The organism is Blastococcus jejuensis (assembly GCF_039534705.1).
GTDB classification, from domain to species: domain Bacteria; phylum Actinomycetota; class Actinomycetes; order Mycobacteriales; family Geodermatophilaceae; genus Blastococcus_B; species Blastococcus_B jejuensis.
Window position 1 is genome coordinate 1 of the sequence record NZ_BAAAVV010000001.1, and the last position, 14,691, is coordinate 14,691.

Below are 14,691 nucleotides of genomic sequence, written 5' to 3' on the forward strand. Positions count from 1 at the left end.
ACACCACGATGGAGGCCTTGCGCGCCCTCAAACGACGCCTCGCCCGCATCGTCTTCAACCTCCTCCGACCCACCGACCAGACCGCCGCGGCCTCCCTGCCGCAGGCGGCTTGACATAGGAGCAACCCATGAGCACCATGGCGACCCGACCGCCGGTGGGAGAGCTGCTGCGCGACTGGCGGCAGCGCCGCCGGCTCAGCCAGCTCGACCTGTCCAACGATGCGAGGGTGTCGGCTCGGCACCTGAGCTTCGTCGAGACCGGCCGCTCCCGGCCGAGCCGGGAGATGGTGCTGCACCTGGCCGAGCAGCTGGAGGTTCCGCTGCGCGAGCGCAACGAGCTGCTGCTGGCCGCCGGGTACGCACCCGTGTACGGACGGCGGGGGCTCGACGACCCGGACATGAGCGCCGTCCGCGCGGCGCTCGACCTGGTGCTCGCCGCCTACGAGCCGTATCCCGCCGTCGTCGTCGACCGGGGGTGGCACCTGGTCGCCGGCAACCGCAGCATCGCGCTGCTCACCGACGGCGTCGCGCCGGAGCTGCTGGAGCCGCCGGTGAACGTGCTGCGGCTGGGCCTGCACCCCCGCGGGCTGGCGGGGCGCATCCTCAACCTGCCGCAGTGGCGCACGCACCTGCTCACCCGGCTGGCCCGGGAGGCGCACCTGACCGCCGACCCCGGGCTGGCCGCCCTGCACCGCGAGCTGGTGGCGCTGCCCGGCGGCCGGGACCCCGCGCCGCCCGACGGCATCGCCGTCCCGCTGCGGCTCCGGCACGACGACGGCCCGCTGACCTTCCTCAGCACCGTGACCACCTTCGGCACCGCCGTCGACCTCACCGCCGCCGAGCTGAGCATCGAGGCCTTCCTGCCCGCCGACGCGCACACCGCGGCGGTGCTCAGGGGCCGGTGAGACGTCTTTCCCACGGCGGCACGACGCGCAGCTCCGAGTCGCGCTCGAAGCTGCCGACGAAACCGCCCCAGCCGGCGTCGTCCGGTACGGGCGTCGTGACGACGAGGAGTCGGGCGTCGCCGTCGTTCTTGATGCGGTAGCCGTGTTCGATACCGCGCGGCAGGAAGACGCAGCCGCCGTCGGTGACCTCGAATCGATCGTCGCCGCACCGGAACGCGACCTCCCCCTGCAGGACGTAGAAGAACTCGTCCTCGGTCGCGTGGGTGTGGTTCGGCGGCTCCTCGCCGGCCCGGGTCGTCAACTCGAAGAATCCCAGCCCTCTGCCCTGCCGCTGCTCCCCGACCTTCACCACGAAGTCGATGCCGAGTTCGGCGAACCGGTACGTCCAGCCCTCCCCGGCCTGCAGTGCATACGGTCGGATCGTCGGCTCATCCATGGACGTGTGTCCTCCAACTACCGCGTCGCCCGCCGTCGGGTGGGGGCGAGGATCGTCCCGTCGGAGCGTGGGATCAACGGTGCCGGTCGCGAGCCGGGTCCGGGCGCCTGCGTCAGCCCTTGCGCAGGAGACGCCAGACGGTGCTCACCACGTAGGTCACCGAGAGCACGAAGAACAGTCCACCGACCACGGCTCGCACCTGGTCGTCGGTCAACGGTGAGCGGTGCGAGATCGGTCCCGCGACGGCGTCTCCGACCTTCGCCCGCCAACCCTGCAGACCGGCCTTGCCGAACGACACTGCATCCATCGACCTCCCCTACCCCGGTGGACCAGGGGTAGGCCCGGACCCCGGGGTTACCGCATTCAGCTGTCGAGGGAGGGAGCTGGTTGACCGGCACCAAGTCACCGATCAACCAGCGCGTCGCCCGCCGGAGGACGTGACACCGTCCAGCCGCTTCCGCGGAACCGTCCTAAGCGAGATGTTCGGCTCGGCGATTCCGCGGAAGCGCGTGCGTCGCTCCGGCGGGTGTCTCCAAGCGGCCGGCGAACTCAGGGACACCAGCCACGGACGGTCTCGGCGGCCGAGCGGTGTGCGCCACCCAGCAGCTTTCGGCGGGAAAGGTGCTGCCCAGCGCACACCGTTGAGGGAGCGAGCGCGTCCCATAGGCCGCCTTCAGAGACGCGCTCGCCCCGGCTCGGCTGTCAGCCGTAGGGCGTGAGGAGCTGGTCGACCGGGGCGAAGTCGTCGGTGAGCACCTGGGCATCGCCGACGAAGGCGTCGAGCTGCGACCCCTCAGCCACTTGCCAGGCGAGGTCCCGCTCGGCCAGCCCGGCGGCGATGGCGTCCACCGGCAACGGCGACCGCGACGCGACGGCGACGAGGTTGCCGCCGTCCTCCCCCGCGAGCACCGGCGCACGGGCGAGCAGCAGCACGTGCGGGAAGACCTCCTGGAGCGTGGCCAGCTCCGCGCGCACGAAGCGCAGCGGCGGGTGGTCGATGAGGTTGACCGCGTAGACGCCGTCGTCGGCCAGCGCGGCGTCGACCAGCTCGAGCGCCTCGCGGGTGGTCAGCTGCCAGGGCACCGACAGCCCCCCGAAGGCGTCACCGACGACGAGATCGCGCGCACCCGGGCGCTCGTCGGCGAGCCCGACCCGGCCGTCGGCGACCCGCACCCGCAGCCGGTCGGAGGTCTCCAGCGCCAGCTGCTCCCGGTCGATGGCGACCACGCCGGGGTCGACCTCGATCACCAGGCTGTCGGTGCCCGGCCGCACCTCGGCGAGGTAGCGCGGCAGCGTGAGCCCGCCCCCGCCGATGTGCAGCGCCGAGACGGCCTCGCCGGAAGGAGCGATCACGTCGGTGACCGCCGCGATCGCCCGCACGTACTCGAACTCGAGATGCGTCGGGTCGGCGAGGTCGACGTAGGAGTGCCGCAGGGTGTCGAGCAGCAACGCCCGGCCGGTGTCCCGCTCGGGATCGGCGACGACGCGGGCGCAGTGGTAGGCGGTCTCCTCCTCGCACGGCGTCGGGGCCACGGCCGCGAGCCCCACGCCGACGACGGCCAGCGACAGCAGCGCCGGCGGCACGCGCCCCGCCGACGGCGTCCGGCGGCGCAGCAGCACGCCGACCGTGACTCCCGCGGCGACGGTGACCGTGCCGGTGCCGACGAGGATGACGCTGCTGGGCAGCACCGCGATGAGCAGGAAGCCGGTGGCGAAGGTCGCCGCGATCGCGCCGAGGGTGCCGATGCCCGACAGCCGGCCGACCACCGACCCTGTCTCCGACAGGCTCGACAGCTGCAGCTTGACCACCATCGGCGGCACCGCCGAGAGCAGCGCCGCCGGCACGACGACCGCGACCGCGGCCAGCAGCAGCACTCCCCCGGCGTCGGCGCCGCTCAGCAATGCACCGGTGAAGCGCACCAACGGCAGGACGGCGACGACGAGGGCTCCTCCGGCCACCATGAGCGGCGCCAGCAGCCGGCGCGGGTCGGTGCGGTCGGCGGCGGCGCCCCCGGTCCACGCGCCGATCGCGATCGCGGCGAGGGCGAACCCGATGACGGCCGTGCTGGTCTGCAGCGTGACGCCGACGTAGGGCGCGATGAGGCGAAGACCGACGATCTCCATGACCAGCACGGCACCGGAGCACAGGAACGTGACCGCGGCCGCCACCCAGCGCGGCAGGGGTTCCGGTGCGGCCACCGTCAGAACAGCGCGGGCTGGTCGGCGGGCTCGGCCACCGACTCGGCGCGCGCGAGCAGCTCCCGGCCGTTGTTGGCCACGTTGTTCACTGCCGTGGACACCGGGCGCAGCTCGAGCGCCTCGACCAGCTCCGGCGGGGTGGGGACGGCGAGGTTCTCGACGTCCTCTCGTGTCGGGTCCAGCCACGCGGCCCAGCGATCGGGCGGGAGCACCAGGGGCATGCGGTCGTGGATCTCGGTGAGCGCGCCGACGGCCGGCTCCGTCACGACCGTGCACGTGTAGAGCCGGTCCTCCCCCCGCCCCCAGACCTCCCAGAGGCCGGCGAAGGCGAGCACCGAGCCGTCCTGCGGGGTGATGAAGTACGGCTGCTTGGTCGGCGAGTCCAGGCGCTTGGCCCACTCGAACCAGCCGTCGGCCGGCACCAGGCACCGGCGGATGCGCGCCGCCGTGCGGAAGGCCGGCTTGTCGGTCAGCGACTCCACCCGGGCGTTGAGCATGCGGTTGCCGACCGAGACGTCCTTGGCCCACGAGGGCACCAGCCCCCAGCGGACGGCCCGCAGCTCGCGGTGGCCCCCGCCGGTCAGGGCGCCCTCGGCGTCGCGCTCCTTCTTGTGCCGGACGACGTAGACGTCCTTGGTCGGGGCGACGTTGTAGTCGGCCGGCAGCGGCTTCTGCCCCTCGGCCTTGACCGCCTCGAACTCGATCGCCAGGTCGTCGGGGTTGCGGCTGGCCGCGTAGCGACCGCACATGGGCGCGTCCTCCCTCGGGTGTGCCACCGACTCTAGGTGGGGGGACCGACAGGCGGCCCGCGCTTGCGTGGTCCGCGGCTGCGCGGGTAGGGGTGGCAGGAGAAGACGACGGACGAGAGACGAGGATCCCCGACGTGACCACGACGCAGAGCCCCCAGACCGAACGCTCGACGACCGCCAGCGACTCCGGCGCCCGGAAGTACGCGACGGTGAACCCCTACACCGGCGAGACGGAGAAGGAGTTCCCCTTCACCGAGACCTCGGAGATCGACGGGATCATCGGGCGCGCCCACGCCGCCTACCAGGAGTGGCGCGACCGGCCGGTCGAGGAGCGCGCGGCCGTGGTCCGGCGGGCCGCCGAGCTGATGGACGAACGCCGGGACGACCTCGCGGCCCTGATCACCACGGAGATGGGCAAGCGGCAGCAGGAAGCGACCGGCGAGCTCTATCTGTGCTCGATGATCCTGAAGTACTACGCCGACAACGGCCCCGGATTCCTCGAGCCGACGTCGATCCAGCCGCTGATGGGCAAGGGCGAGGCGGTCGTCGAGACCCGGCCCGTCGGCGTCCTGCTGGCCATCGAGCCGTGGAACTACCCCTTCTACCAGGTCGTCCGCGTTGCGGGCCCCAACCTGGTGCTGGGCAACACGGTCATCCTCAAGCACGCCGAGATCACGCCGCAGTGCGCTGTGGCGATCGAGCAGCTGTTCACCGACGCCGGCGCTCCCGAGGGCGTCTTCACCAACACGTTCCTGCGGATCGCCGACGTCGAGCAGGTCATCGCCGATCCCCGAATCCAGGGCGTGACCCTGACCGGCAGCGAGCGTGCGGGCAGCGCCGTCGGCGCACTCGCTGGCAAGTACCTGAAGAAGTCGGTGCTGGAGCTCGGCGGCAGCGACCCGTTCATCGTGCTCGACGCCGACGACCTCGGCGCCACGGTCAAGGCCGCCACGATGGGCCGGATGCAGAACACCGGTCAGGCGTGCACCGCTTCCAAGCGGCTGATCGTCACCGAGGAGCTCTTCGAGCCCTTCGTCGAGGGCCTCAAGCAGGCCTTCTCGACGTTCTCGCCCGGCGATCCGGCCGACCCGTCGACGTCACTGGCACCGCTGAGCTCGGAGCGAGCGGCCGAGGACCTGCACGCGCAGATCCAGGACGCGATCGACAAGGGCGCCACCGTCGTCGCGGGCGGCAAGCGGCCCGAGCACCCCGGCGCGTTCGTCGAGGCGACGATCCTCACCGACGTCACCCCGGAGATGCGGGCCTACCGCGAGGAGCTGTTCGGCCCGGCGGCCGTCGTCTACAAGGTGAAGGACGCGGACGCGGCCGTCGCGCTGGCCAACGACAGCGATTACGGCCTCGGCGCCACCGTCATGAGCAGTGACCTCGACCGTGCCCGATCGGTGGCCGAGCGGCTCGAGGCCGGCATGGTGTGGATCAATCAGCCCACCGGCTCCTCCCCGGAGCTGCCCTTCGGCGGGATCAAGCGGTCCGGCTACGGCCGTGAGCTCTCCGAGCTCGCCATGGCCGAGTTCGCCAACCGGCGGCTCGTGCGCACGGTTCCGGTGAAGAAGTCGGACAAGCCGCAGGCCGGCTGAACCGGTGCGCGAGCGGTGCGGTTCGTCGGACCGGGCAGAATCCTGCCCGTGACCGAGGTCTGGACGACGCCGCACCGCAGCGCGCCGGTCGACGCCGTCGTCAGCCTGCCGGGCTCCAAGTCGATCACCGCACGGGCATTGATCCTGGCCGCGCTGTCCGACGGCCCGAGCCGGATCGTGCGCCCGCTGCGGGCGCGCGACACCGACCTGATGGCCGGCGGGCTGCGCGCGCTCGGCGTCGGCATCACCGAGGACGGCGCCGACTGGGTGGTCAACCCCGGTCGGCTGCGCGGCCCGGCCGAGGTCGACGCCGGCCTGGCCGGCACCGTGCTGCGGTTCCTGCCCCCGGTCGCCGCGCTGGCCGACGGGCCGGTGCGGGTCGACGGCGACCCCCGGCTCCGCGACCGGCCCAACGCCGGGCTGCTCGCCGGACTGCGCGCCCTCGGCGTCGAGATCGATGACGGCGGCCGCGGGCGGGCGCCGTTCACCGTGCACGGCACCGGCCGGGTGCGGGGCGGCGCCGTCGAGGTGGACGCGAGCGAGTCCTCGCAGGTCGTCTCCGGCCTGCTCCTCGCCGCGGCCCGGTTCGACGAGGGGATCGACCTCGCCGTCGCCGGGGATCTGCCCTCCATGCCGCACGTCGAGATGACCGTGGCGACGCTGCGCGAGCACGGCGTCGAGGTCACCGCGACCGAGCGGGGGTGGCGGGTCGCACCGGGCCCGATCGCCGCGCGCGACGTGGTCATCGAGCCCGACCTGTCCAATGCCGCCCCCTTCCTCGCCGCGGCGCTGGTCACCGGCGGACGGGTGACCGTGCGGGACTGGCCGGAGGTCACCACGCAGCCCGGCGCGCAGCTCGACAAGCTGTTCACGCAGATGGGCGCCCACGTGGCGCGCACCGCCGAGGGCCTGCAGGTCACCGGCCCGGAGACCATCCGCCCCCTGGTCGCCGACCTGGGCGAGGTCGGCGAGCTCACCCCGGTGCTCGCCGCGCTCTGCGCGCTGGCCGACGGCACCTCGCGGCTGACCGGCATCGCGCACCTGCGCGGGCACGAGACCGACCGGCTACAGGCCCTCGACGAGGTGCTGACGGCGGTCGGCGCGACGGTGACCCAGCTGCCCGACGGGCTCGTCGTCGAGCCCGGCCCGCACCGCGCCGCGCAGGTCGACTCCTACGCCGACCACCGCATGGTCCACGCGGCCGCCGTCCTGGGCCTGGCCGTCGAGGGCGTGACGGTGACCGACCCGGGCGCGGTGAGCAAGACGCTGCCCGACTTCTGCGAGCGCTGGGCCGACCTCGTCGGCGCGACGGCAGGGGTCGGCTCCTGAGCCCCCGGAGCCTGGACGAGGACGACGTCCGCGTCCGGCCGGGCCGCCGCGGGTCCCGGCCGCGCACCCGCACCCGTCCCGCGCACGCCGACGCCGTCCCCGGGATGGTGGTGGCCGTCGACCGCGGCCGGATGACGGTCCGGGTCGAGGGCCCCGACGGGGGGCCGGTCGACGTGACCGCCATGCGCGCCCGCGAGCTCGGCAAGCACGGGGTCGTCGTCGGCGACCGGGTGCGGCTGGTCGGCGACACCAGCGGGCGGGCGGACACCCTCGCCCGCATCGTCGCGATCGAGGAGCGCACCACCTCGCTGCGGCGCACCGCCGACGACACCGACCCCACCGAGCGGATCGTCGTCGCCAATGCCGACCTGCTGGTGATCGTCACCGCGGTCACCGACCCCGAGCCCGCGCTGGGCTTCATCGACCGCTGCCTGGTCGCGGCCTACGCCGGCGGCCTCGAGCCCCTGCTGTGCCTGACCAAGACCGACCTCGGCTCCCCCGACGCCCTGCTGGCCCGCTACGCCGGCCTGGGCCTCGACGCGGTGTCGATCAGCCGGGAGCGGCCGCTCGACGAGCTGGTCGACCGGCTCGCCTGGCGGATGAGCGTGTTCGTCGGGCAGTCCGGCGTCGGCAAGTCGACCCTGGTGAACCGCCTCGTGCCCGACGCGTTCCGGGCCACCGGAGTGGTCAGCAAGATCGGCAAGGGCCGGCACACCTCGTCGTCGGCGGTGCTCTTCGACCTGCCCGACGGCGGGACGGTCATCGACACCCCCGGCATCCGGAGCTTCGGGCTGGCCCACGTCACCGCCGACGACGTCATCGAGGCCTTCGAGGACATCGCCGAGGCGGCGACCGACTGTCCGCCCGGCTGCGGGCACACGGCGGAGGACCCGGAGTGCGCGCTCGACGCGTGGGCCGGTTCCCCGGTCCGGCAGCAGCAACTGGCCGCGCTGCGGGTGCTCCTGGGCGCCGTCGGTCAGGTCGGGCCCGGGTGGTAAGGACCCCCTCGCCCCCCACCGCTCGCAAGCTCGCGGCGGGATCCTGCGAGGGGGCCAGTCAGCGGAAGAAGCCGCGGCGCCGGCGGCGATGGTCCCGGAACAGGGCGTCGGCCATCGGCTCGTCGACCGCCTCGATCAGCATCTCGTGTCCGGCGCCGGGCGTGAGGCCGCCGATCTCCTGGGTCCGCACGCACACCCCGGTGCCGACGTCGAGCCGCACCCGGAACGCCCCCGGATACGCGTCCAGCATCGGCGCGCCGCACTCGAGGATGTCGATCTCCCGGGTGCGCAGCAGCGGACAACACGCGCAGCGCGGCTCGTAGACGGCCGTCGGCCGGACCACGGCCTCCCACGCCGGGCGGCCGCCGTGGTCGACCTCGGCCAGGTCGTCGACGAGCAGCGGTGGCCCGTCGGCCTCGCCCGTGTCGTGGTCCCGCCCGTCGGCGAGCTCGACCGGGTCGAGCATCGCCACCCAGAAGTAGTCCTGGTACATGGGCGCGTCGTAGCTCAGCCCGTCCGGCCGCTCGGCCACCAGCCCGTCGGGCCGCGTGGCCGGGGGTTCCCCCTCCGTCGGCCATGGCAGGGACACGGTCCGGCCCCCGCCGAGGGTCAGCACGCCCACGTCCGAGCGGCGCTCGCGAACGACCTGCAGCAGCTCGCCGTCCGGGGTCTCCACCCGCAGCGCGTCAGGACGTCGCAGCCAGGCGCGCACCGGGATCCGGCCGCCCGAGCGGGTCCGCCGGTCGGTGAACCGCAGCGTCGTCCAGCGCCACGGCGAGGACCGGGCGAGGGCGGCGAAGGCGTCCGCGGACAGGGTGGGCACGCCAGCAGTGTGGGCCCGTGATCATGGCGCCGCGACCAGGTTTTCGGCGCGGGAGGTGGTTCCGGCGCCATGATCGCGCGGGGTTCAGACGTCGACCCAGCCGCCGCTGCGCCAATACACCCCGGCCTCGCGGGTGAGCAGCCCCTCGTCGACGAGGTACCGCCGCAGCGCCGCGACGTCGGGGTGCCAGACCGCGAGCAGCGCGTTGACCTCCCGCTCCGGATAGCGCACCCCCGGCTCGAACACCCGCACCAGGTGCTGCAGGACCACGACCCGCTTGCCGTGCTGCGCCGGGATGGAGACCAGCCGCCCGTCGCGCACGAACGCCGAGAGCACCGCGTCCTCGGCCGGGTCGGCCGACAGCGGCTCCGGCGTCGGGGCGGCCTCGGCGGCGGCGCGGGCGGCCGCCCCGAACCGGTCGGCGTGCAGCTGCAGCACGTGCCCGTCCCGGTGCACCAGACCGGCGCGGGCCAGCCGGCGGGCCGCCAGCGCGACGTCCTTGAGGGCGAGTCCGGACAGGCGGGCGACGTCCTCGATCGTCCCCGCCCCGAGGGCGAGGGCGGCGACGACCTTCAGCCGGGCCGGATCGGCCAGCAGCCCCACGATCGTCGCTGCGTCCACACCCCGACCGTAACGGCGCGAAGGGGGCGGTTCTGCGGCCCCGGGACCGCGCCCGACTAGGTTCGGTGTCCATGACGTCGGTCCGGGGGTTCAACGAGGACATGCGGCTGGCACACGTGCTGGCCGACCAGGCCGACTCGATCAGCCTGGACCGCTTCAAGGCCCAGGACCTGATAGTCGACACCAAGCCCGACCTGACGCCGGTCACCGACGCCGATCGCGCCGTCGAGGAGCAGCTGCGGATCACCCTGAGCCGGGCCCGCACCCGCGACGCGGTCATGGGCGAGGAGTTCGGCACGACCGGGCACGGCTCGCGCAAGTGGGTGCTCGACCCGATCGACGGCACCAAGAACTTCGTGCGGGGCGTCCCGGTGTGGGCCACGCTGATCGCCCTGTTCGACGGGACCGAGCCGGTGGTCGGCCTGGTCTCGGCGCCGGCCCTGAACAAGCGCTGGTGGGCGGCCAAGGACGTCGGCGCGTGGACCGGGCGCCGGCTGGAGTCGGCCACCCGCTGCCGGGTGTCGGAGGTGACCGACCTCGCCGACGCGAGCCTGTCGTACTCGAGCCTGTCGGGCTGGGAGGAGCGAGGCCTGCTCGACGGCTTCCTCGACCTCACCCGCTCGGTCTGGCGCACCCGCGCCTACGGCGACTTCTGGAGCTACTGCCTGCTGGCCGAGGGCGCCGTCGACATCGCCTGCGAGCCCGAGGTGTCGGTCTGGGACCTCGCCGCCCTCGACGTCATCGTGCGCGAGGCCGGCGGCCGGTTCACCGACCTGACCGGCACGCCCGGGCCGGCCGGAGGGCACGCGCTGGCCACCAACGGCGCGCTGCACGACGCCGCCCTCGACCACGTCCGGCTGCGACCGACCCCGGTCACCTCCGACTGAGCCGCGGACCCGGGCCACCGCCCTCGACGAGGGCCTTGAGGCGGGTGAGCTCCTTCGCGGCCTCGCGACGGCCGAGGATCGCCAGCTCGACGATGCGCCCGAGGAGGCGCAGGCCCCGCGGCCACTCCGTCTGCACGGTGAGGTCGAGCCGGGTCCCGCCGCCGACGGCCTGGAGCGTGGACTCCACCGTGAACGTCAGGCCCAGGGAGGCGACGGTCCGGCTGACGAGACGGCGGGGTCGCTCGGCCGAGACCACGACGGTCGTCGCAGCCAGGCGGCCACGACGCGAGACGTAGGTCGTCCCCGCCTCCCCCGCCCCGTGGAGATCCCCGACGACCGGCGATCCGGTCTGCCACTCCGGGATCCGGCGCGGGTCGGTGTAGACGTCCCAGACCGCGGCGGCATCTGCCCGGATCCAGACCGAGTGGTCGGTCGTTCCCTGCACGTTCCCGGAACCTCTCGCCGGCACGAGCACGGCCACCGGGATCGTCCGGCCGGCCTTCCGGGCGAACGTCGCCACCTCGGGCGCCTCGGCCAGCACGGTGTGCTGCCACACCTCGTCCCGCTCGACTCCCGCGAGCTCCCGGGCCTCGACCTCGAACCGGTCGGCGCGCACCTGGACGTCGGCACGCCCGGCGGCCCGCAGGTTCTGGAACCAGTCGGGGTCGCGACGCGAGCCCGATCCCGTCCCCCAGACGAGCAGGCCCTCGGCCGTCTCGAGATAGCGCACGCACGTCGAGCGTGGCAGACCGGTCCGGCGGCCGGGCGTCGTCATCAACAGGACGTGGACGTCCTTGCTGCCGCTGGAGAGCCGGCCGTCGAGGCCCCGGTACAGGGCGACACCGATGCGCCCGCCCAGCCGGGTCAGCCGCCGGTTCACCGCCGAACTGCTCGCCGTGCCGCGGCACCGAGGCGCACCAGGTCCGCTTCGAGCCGGGCGTCCCGGTCGCGATGGGCCGGGATGAGCTGGGCGTAGACCCGGTCGAGCAGCCAGGGCGCGCGCAGTACCCGGAACGTCTGGGTGACCCTCGTGCCGCGTCCCGACGGCTGCAGCCCGATGCGCCACTCGGTGCTGTCCGGGAAGAGCCACGACGGCACGGTGCGCCAGACGATCTCGTGCGGTTCATCGACCGCGACGATCTCGCACGTGCGGCTCCACGACAGCCCGCGCGCCCGGTTGCGCCCCCGGAAACGCGCGCCGGGTACCGCCTGCCCCGTCCCCGACGACCACTGCGCGGAGCGGCACTCATGGCTCCACTCGCCGACGCGCGTCACGTCGGCGACGACCGCCCACACGTCCTGCACGGGCGCGTCGACGTCGACGTCGACGCGGCTGTTCTTCTGGACCCGGCTCACGGTCTCGGGCCTCCTCCTCCGGCTACTCGGTCAGCACCCTGCTGAGCGTCCGCCGCACCCACTCCTCGTACCGGCGGGTGGACCACCCGGCGATGTCGGTGAGCAGGTGGAAGACGTCAACACCGGTGAACGCCCACACGGTGTCCGCCACGTCGTCGTCGACCGGGCGGCCCACCACGAGTTCGACGCCCTCCCGCGTGTTGGTGCGGCGGCGACCCTCGGACTCCGCCACCTTCTGGGCGAGCACCGGATCGCTCACGGCAGCCTCGCCGAGCGCCCGGCGCAGCCCGCCGATGCGCCGGTTGATCGCGGTGATGAGCCGCGCCGCGGCGGCGATGCGATCGGCCGTGCTGCCCGTGGCCAACGCTGCGAACTCACGGCGCTGGGCCAGCGGAACCGGCTCGTCGTCACCGACGACCCCGACATCGATCGCGGCCATCAACAGCTCGGCCTTCGACGGGAAGTTCGCGTACACCGTCTCGACCGACACCCCCGCGGCCGCGGCGACGTCCCGCATCCCGGTCGCGGTCCAGCCTCGTCCGGCGAACAGCTCGGCGGCCGCAGCCAGGACCGCGGCCCGGGTCTCGGCCGCCTGCTGCTGCCGGCGCGGCGACCGGTAGGCGCGGCGTCCCGGCGTCGGTGACGCTGCCGTCACGAGGGCAGCCGCGGTCGGGGTACGACCGGCGTCCAGCGCGCCGCGGCCTGCCGGCGGTAGCCCGGACCGAACCCGTGGATCAGGACGAACCGCTGCAGCGGCGGGACCTTGTGGACGACGACGTCGTAGCCCTCTGCGTCGATGCCCTCGAGCAGCCAATGGCCCTCCGTGGCGAGCTGGCGAAGCGACTTGGGCGCGATGTTGAACCGCTGCTCGATCTCGTCCCACTCCCTGGCCGTGATGCTGGCCGCGACCACGGGCATGGCCTCGGCGACCTCGCGGTCCAGGTGCGGGAAGAGCACCTCGATGAGGCGGTCGACGGCCTGGGCCAGCGCCGCCCGAGGTCCGTCCGTCGTCGTGGTCGTGTACCTCCGGGCGGTCTCGGCCACCGCGTCCGCGGCGGGCGCGATGCGCGCGTGGTCGGCCTCCAGCGAGTCGAGCAGATCGCCGGCGCCGGGATTGCGGCTGCGGACCTTCGGCCACAGACCCTCGTCCTCGGAGCTGTGGTGCGCGTGCAGGAACTCCATCAACCAGGTCACGTGCCCGCCCAACGCCCTGCGCTGCCGGCCCTCCGGCGGGGGCTGGGAGTCGAGGACCTCGCGCGCGCGCATCAGGTCGCGCTGCAGAGCGGAGTGGACGATCCCCATCATCCGGGTGTCGGCCGGTGCATCCAGTGCGGTCATGGCACTCGCCTCCGGAGAGAAGGCTAGAACCAATGCGTTTTCAACACAAGAGCGTTCTAGTGGAATCTACCGGGTCTCCGTCCACTCCGCGTACGCGCCCGTCAGCAGGGGCTCGCTGCGCGGCGCCAGCTCGGCGCCGGAGGGTCCGGCCGGCGCCACCTCCAGGCCCGCACCGCGGGCGGCCAGCAGGGCGGCGCCCACAGCAGAGGCGCTGCGGAGCCACACCGGCCGCACCGGCCGGTCGAGCACGTCGGCGAGCAGCTGCGGCACCAGGGCGGAGCGGGCGCCCCCACCGCTGAGCAGCACCAGGCCGTCAGGCACGTCGAGCAGCGCGGCGGCCGAGGCGATCGCGAAGACGACGCCCTCCACGGCGGCCCGGGCCAGCTCGGCCCGGGTGGTGCCGGCGGAGAGGCCGGTCCAGCCACCACGGTCGTCCGGCCCCGCGACACCGCCTCGCTCACCGGTGAGGAACGGCCGGAACACGACGCCGCCGGCACCGGAAGGCGCGGCCGCCGCGGCGGCGAACAGGTCCGCCCAGCTCAGCCCGAGCACGTCGCAGACCCACTGCCAGGCCGAACCCGCGTTCTGCAGGGCGGCCATGGCGTACCAGCCGCCGTCGACGTCGGCGTAGGTGTGCACCGGCGGGTCGTCGGCCGGCTGCGGTGGCGCGCCGGGGCGGAGCACCTGCGCGCCGGTACCGAGGTTGACCACGATCCCGTCCGCCGGCCCGAGCGCGAGCAGCGCCAGCGGTGTGTCCGCGCCTCCGACGACGACAGGCACGCCCTCGAGCGGGCCGGTCAGCACCCCCGCGACGTCGGTGGAGGCGCGCACCACCGGCAGCATGGACGGCGAGATGCCCGCGGCTTCCACAGCCGCCGCGGACCAGTGGTCGGCCACCACGTCCCAGAGCAGGGTCGCCGAGGCGTCGCTGCGGTCGGTGACCCGCGGGTCGGTGCCCGGCAGCAGCGCGGCCCGCAGCGCGTCCTTGGGCAGCAGCAGCGCGGCCGCCGCGTCCACCGCACCGGGCTCGTGCCGGGCGAGCCAGGCCGCCATCGGCCCGGTCATGCCCGGCACCAGCGGGTTGGCCAGCCCGGCGCGGTCGGGGGTCGGCAGCTCGCGCCAGCGCGCGACCTCCGCCGTCGCCCGGCGGTCGGGCCACAGCAGCGCGGGGCGCAGCGCCGCGCCGGCGGCGTCGACGAGCACCGCGCCGTGCATCTGGCCGGACAGCCCGACGGCCCGCACCGGGGCCCCACCCAGCTGCGGCAGCAGCGCCGCGAGCGCGTCGCCGAACGCGGCGCGCCACTCCCCGACGTCGCCCTCGGCACGGTCGGGCGCGGGGTGGTGGACCTGATACCCGGCCTCGGTCTCGGCGACGACCGAGCCGGCCTCGTCGAGCGCGACCAGCTTCAGCCCGCTCGTGCCCAGATCGGCGCCGAGCAGGACCCCGGACACC

The 14,691-nt window shown here is 74.1% G+C and carries 16 protein-coding genes; 5 read left to right on the forward strand and 11 right to left on the reverse strand.

Features of this window, described 5'->3' with window-relative positions:
• Positions 1-127 precede the first annotated feature (127 nt).
• Complete coding sequence (locus ABD644_RS00005) at positions 128-904, forward strand: helix-turn-helix domain-containing protein (protein WP_344686425.1); 777 nt, start codon at positions 128-130, stop codon at positions 902-904.
• Here the strand turns inward: ABD644_RS00005 and ABD644_RS00010 are convergent.
• The 4 genes from ABD644_RS00010 to ABD644_RS00025 form a co-directional block, all read right to left on the reverse strand.
• Positions 891-1,340, reverse strand: a complete 450-nt coding sequence (locus tag ABD644_RS00010; RefSeq protein WP_344686426.1) for a cupin domain-containing protein — start codon at positions 1,338-1,340, stop codon at positions 891-893. The genes ABD644_RS00005 and ABD644_RS00010 overlap by 14 nt on opposite strands.
• A 112-nt stretch (positions 1,341-1,452) precedes the next feature.
• Positions 1,453-1,647, reverse strand: coding sequence for a hypothetical protein (locus ABD644_RS00015; RefSeq protein WP_344686427.1), 195 nt, complete (start codon positions 1,645-1,647; stop codon positions 1,453-1,455).
• 395 nt (positions 1,648-2,042) lie between these two features.
• Positions 2,043-3,539: a fused MFS/spermidine synthase gene (locus tag ABD644_RS00020; RefSeq protein ID WP_344686428.1), complete on the reverse strand. Its 1,497-nt coding sequence runs from the start codon at positions 3,537-3,539 to the stop codon at positions 2,043-2,045.
• Positions 3,540-3,541: 2 nt separating this feature from the next.
• Complete coding sequence (locus ABD644_RS00025) at positions 3,542-4,288, reverse strand: SOS response-associated peptidase (protein WP_344686429.1); 747 nt, start codon at positions 4,286-4,288, stop codon at positions 3,542-3,544.
• 134 nt (positions 4,289-4,422) lie between these two features.
• Here ABD644_RS00025 and ABD644_RS00030 point away from each other — a divergent pair, with 134 nt between their 5' ends.
• The 3 genes from ABD644_RS00030 (at position 4,423) to rsgA (ending at position 8,213) form a co-directional block, all read left to right on the forward strand.
• Complete coding sequence (locus tag ABD644_RS00030; protein WP_344686430.1) at positions 4,423-5,886, forward strand: NAD-dependent succinate-semialdehyde dehydrogenase; 1,464 nt, start codon at positions 4,423-4,425, stop codon at positions 5,884-5,886.
• 48 nt (positions 5,887-5,934) lie between these two features.
• The gene (gene aroA, locus ABD644_RS00035) at positions 5,935-7,215 is read left to right on the forward strand and encodes a 3-phosphoshikimate 1-carboxyvinyltransferase (RefSeq protein WP_344686431.1); all 1,281 of its coding nucleotides are present in this window, start codon (positions 5,935-5,937) and stop codon (positions 7,213-7,215) included.
• Positions 7,216-7,319: 104 nt separating this feature from the next.
• The gene (gene rsgA, locus ABD644_RS00040) at positions 7,320-8,213 is read left to right on the forward strand and encodes a ribosome small subunit-dependent GTPase A (RefSeq protein ID WP_344686432.1); all 894 of its coding nucleotides are present in this window, start codon (positions 7,320-7,322) and stop codon (positions 8,211-8,213) included.
• Between the two features lie 58 nt (positions 8,214-8,271).
• On the opposite strand, the gene ABD644_RS00045 is transcribed toward rsgA, so the two are convergent.
• Together ABD644_RS00045 and ABD644_RS00050 are read right to left on the reverse strand one after the other, a co-directional pair.
• Positions 8,272-9,036: a hypothetical protein gene (locus tag ABD644_RS00045; protein WP_344686433.1), complete on the reverse strand. Its 765-nt coding sequence runs from the start codon at positions 9,034-9,036 to the stop codon at positions 8,272-8,274.
• A gap of 84 nt (positions 9,037-9,120) precedes the next feature.
• The gene (locus ABD644_RS00050) at positions 9,121-9,657 is read right to left on the reverse strand and encodes a DUF2087 domain-containing protein (protein ID WP_344686434.1); all 537 of its coding nucleotides are present in this window, start codon (positions 9,655-9,657) and stop codon (positions 9,121-9,123) included.
• Between the two features lie 71 nt (positions 9,658-9,728).
• Here ABD644_RS00050 and hisN point away from each other — a divergent pair, with 71 nt between their 5' ends.
• Positions 9,729-10,544, forward strand: a complete 816-nt coding sequence (hisN, locus tag ABD644_RS00055; RefSeq protein WP_344686435.1) for a histidinol-phosphatase — start codon at positions 9,729-9,731, stop codon at positions 10,542-10,544.
• On the opposite strand, the gene ABD644_RS00060 is transcribed toward hisN, so the two are convergent.
• From ABD644_RS00060 to ABD644_RS00080, 5 genes are all read right to left on the reverse strand, one after another.
• Positions 10,531-11,424, reverse strand: coding sequence for a nitroreductase/quinone reductase family protein (locus ABD644_RS00060; protein ID WP_344686436.1), 894 nt, complete (start codon positions 11,422-11,424; stop codon positions 10,531-10,533). The two genes, hisN and ABD644_RS00060, sit on opposite strands and share 14 nt — an antisense overlap.
• The gene (locus tag ABD644_RS00065) at positions 11,421-11,900 is read right to left on the reverse strand and encodes an SRPBCC family protein (protein ID WP_344686437.1); all 480 of its coding nucleotides are present in this window, start codon (positions 11,898-11,900) and stop codon (positions 11,421-11,423) included. Before ABD644_RS00065 ends, ABD644_RS00060 begins: the two co-directional genes overlap by 4 nt.
• 22 nt (positions 11,901-11,922) lie before the next feature.
• Entirely contained in the window at positions 11,923-12,555 is a 633-nt protein-coding gene (locus ABD644_RS00070) for a TetR/AcrR family transcriptional regulator (protein WP_344686438.1), read from the reverse strand.
• Positions 12,552-13,238 (reverse strand): hemerythrin domain-containing protein, encoded by a 687-nt coding sequence (locus tag ABD644_RS00075; RefSeq protein ID WP_344686439.1) that lies wholly within the window; start codon positions 13,236-13,238, stop codon positions 12,552-12,554. Before ABD644_RS00075 ends, ABD644_RS00070 begins: the two co-directional genes overlap by 4 nt.
• Before the next feature lie 66 nt (positions 13,239-13,304).
• A complete protein-coding gene (locus tag ABD644_RS00080) occupies positions 13,305-14,690 on the reverse strand; it encodes an FGGY family carbohydrate kinase (RefSeq protein ID WP_344686440.1) in 1,386 nt (461 codons plus the stop codon).
• Position 14,691 lies beyond the last annotated feature (1 nt).

What these genes read in the sequence shown, in the direction of transcription:
- ABD644_RS00005 (WP_344686425.1), top strand. Translation starts at nt 128, where the DNA reads ATGAGCACCATGGCGACCCGACCGCCGGTGGGAGAGCTGCTGCGCGAC.
- ABD644_RS00010 (WP_344686426.1), bottom strand. Translation starts at nt 1,340, where the DNA reads ATGGATGAGCCGACGATCCGACCGTATGCACTGCAGGCCGGGGAGGGC.
- ABD644_RS00015 (WP_344686427.1), bottom strand. Translation starts at nt 1,647, where the DNA reads ATGGATGCAGTGTCGTTCGGCAAGGCCGGTCTGCAGGGTTGGCGGGCG.
- ABD644_RS00025 (WP_344686429.1), bottom strand. Translation starts at nt 4,288, where the DNA reads ATGTGCGGTCGCTACGCGGCCAGCCGCAACCCCGACGACCTGGCGATC.
- ABD644_RS00075 (WP_344686439.1), bottom strand. Translation starts at nt 13,238, where the DNA reads ATGACCGCACTGGATGCACCGGCCGACACCCGGATGATGGGGATCGTC.
- hisN (WP_344686435.1), top strand. Translation starts at nt 9,729, where the DNA reads ATGACGTCGGTCCGGGGGTTCAACGAGGACATGCGGCTGGCACACGTG.
- rsgA (WP_344686432.1), top strand. Translation starts at nt 7,320, where the DNA reads ATGGTGGTGGCCGTCGACCGCGGCCGGATGACGGTCCGGGTCGAGGGC.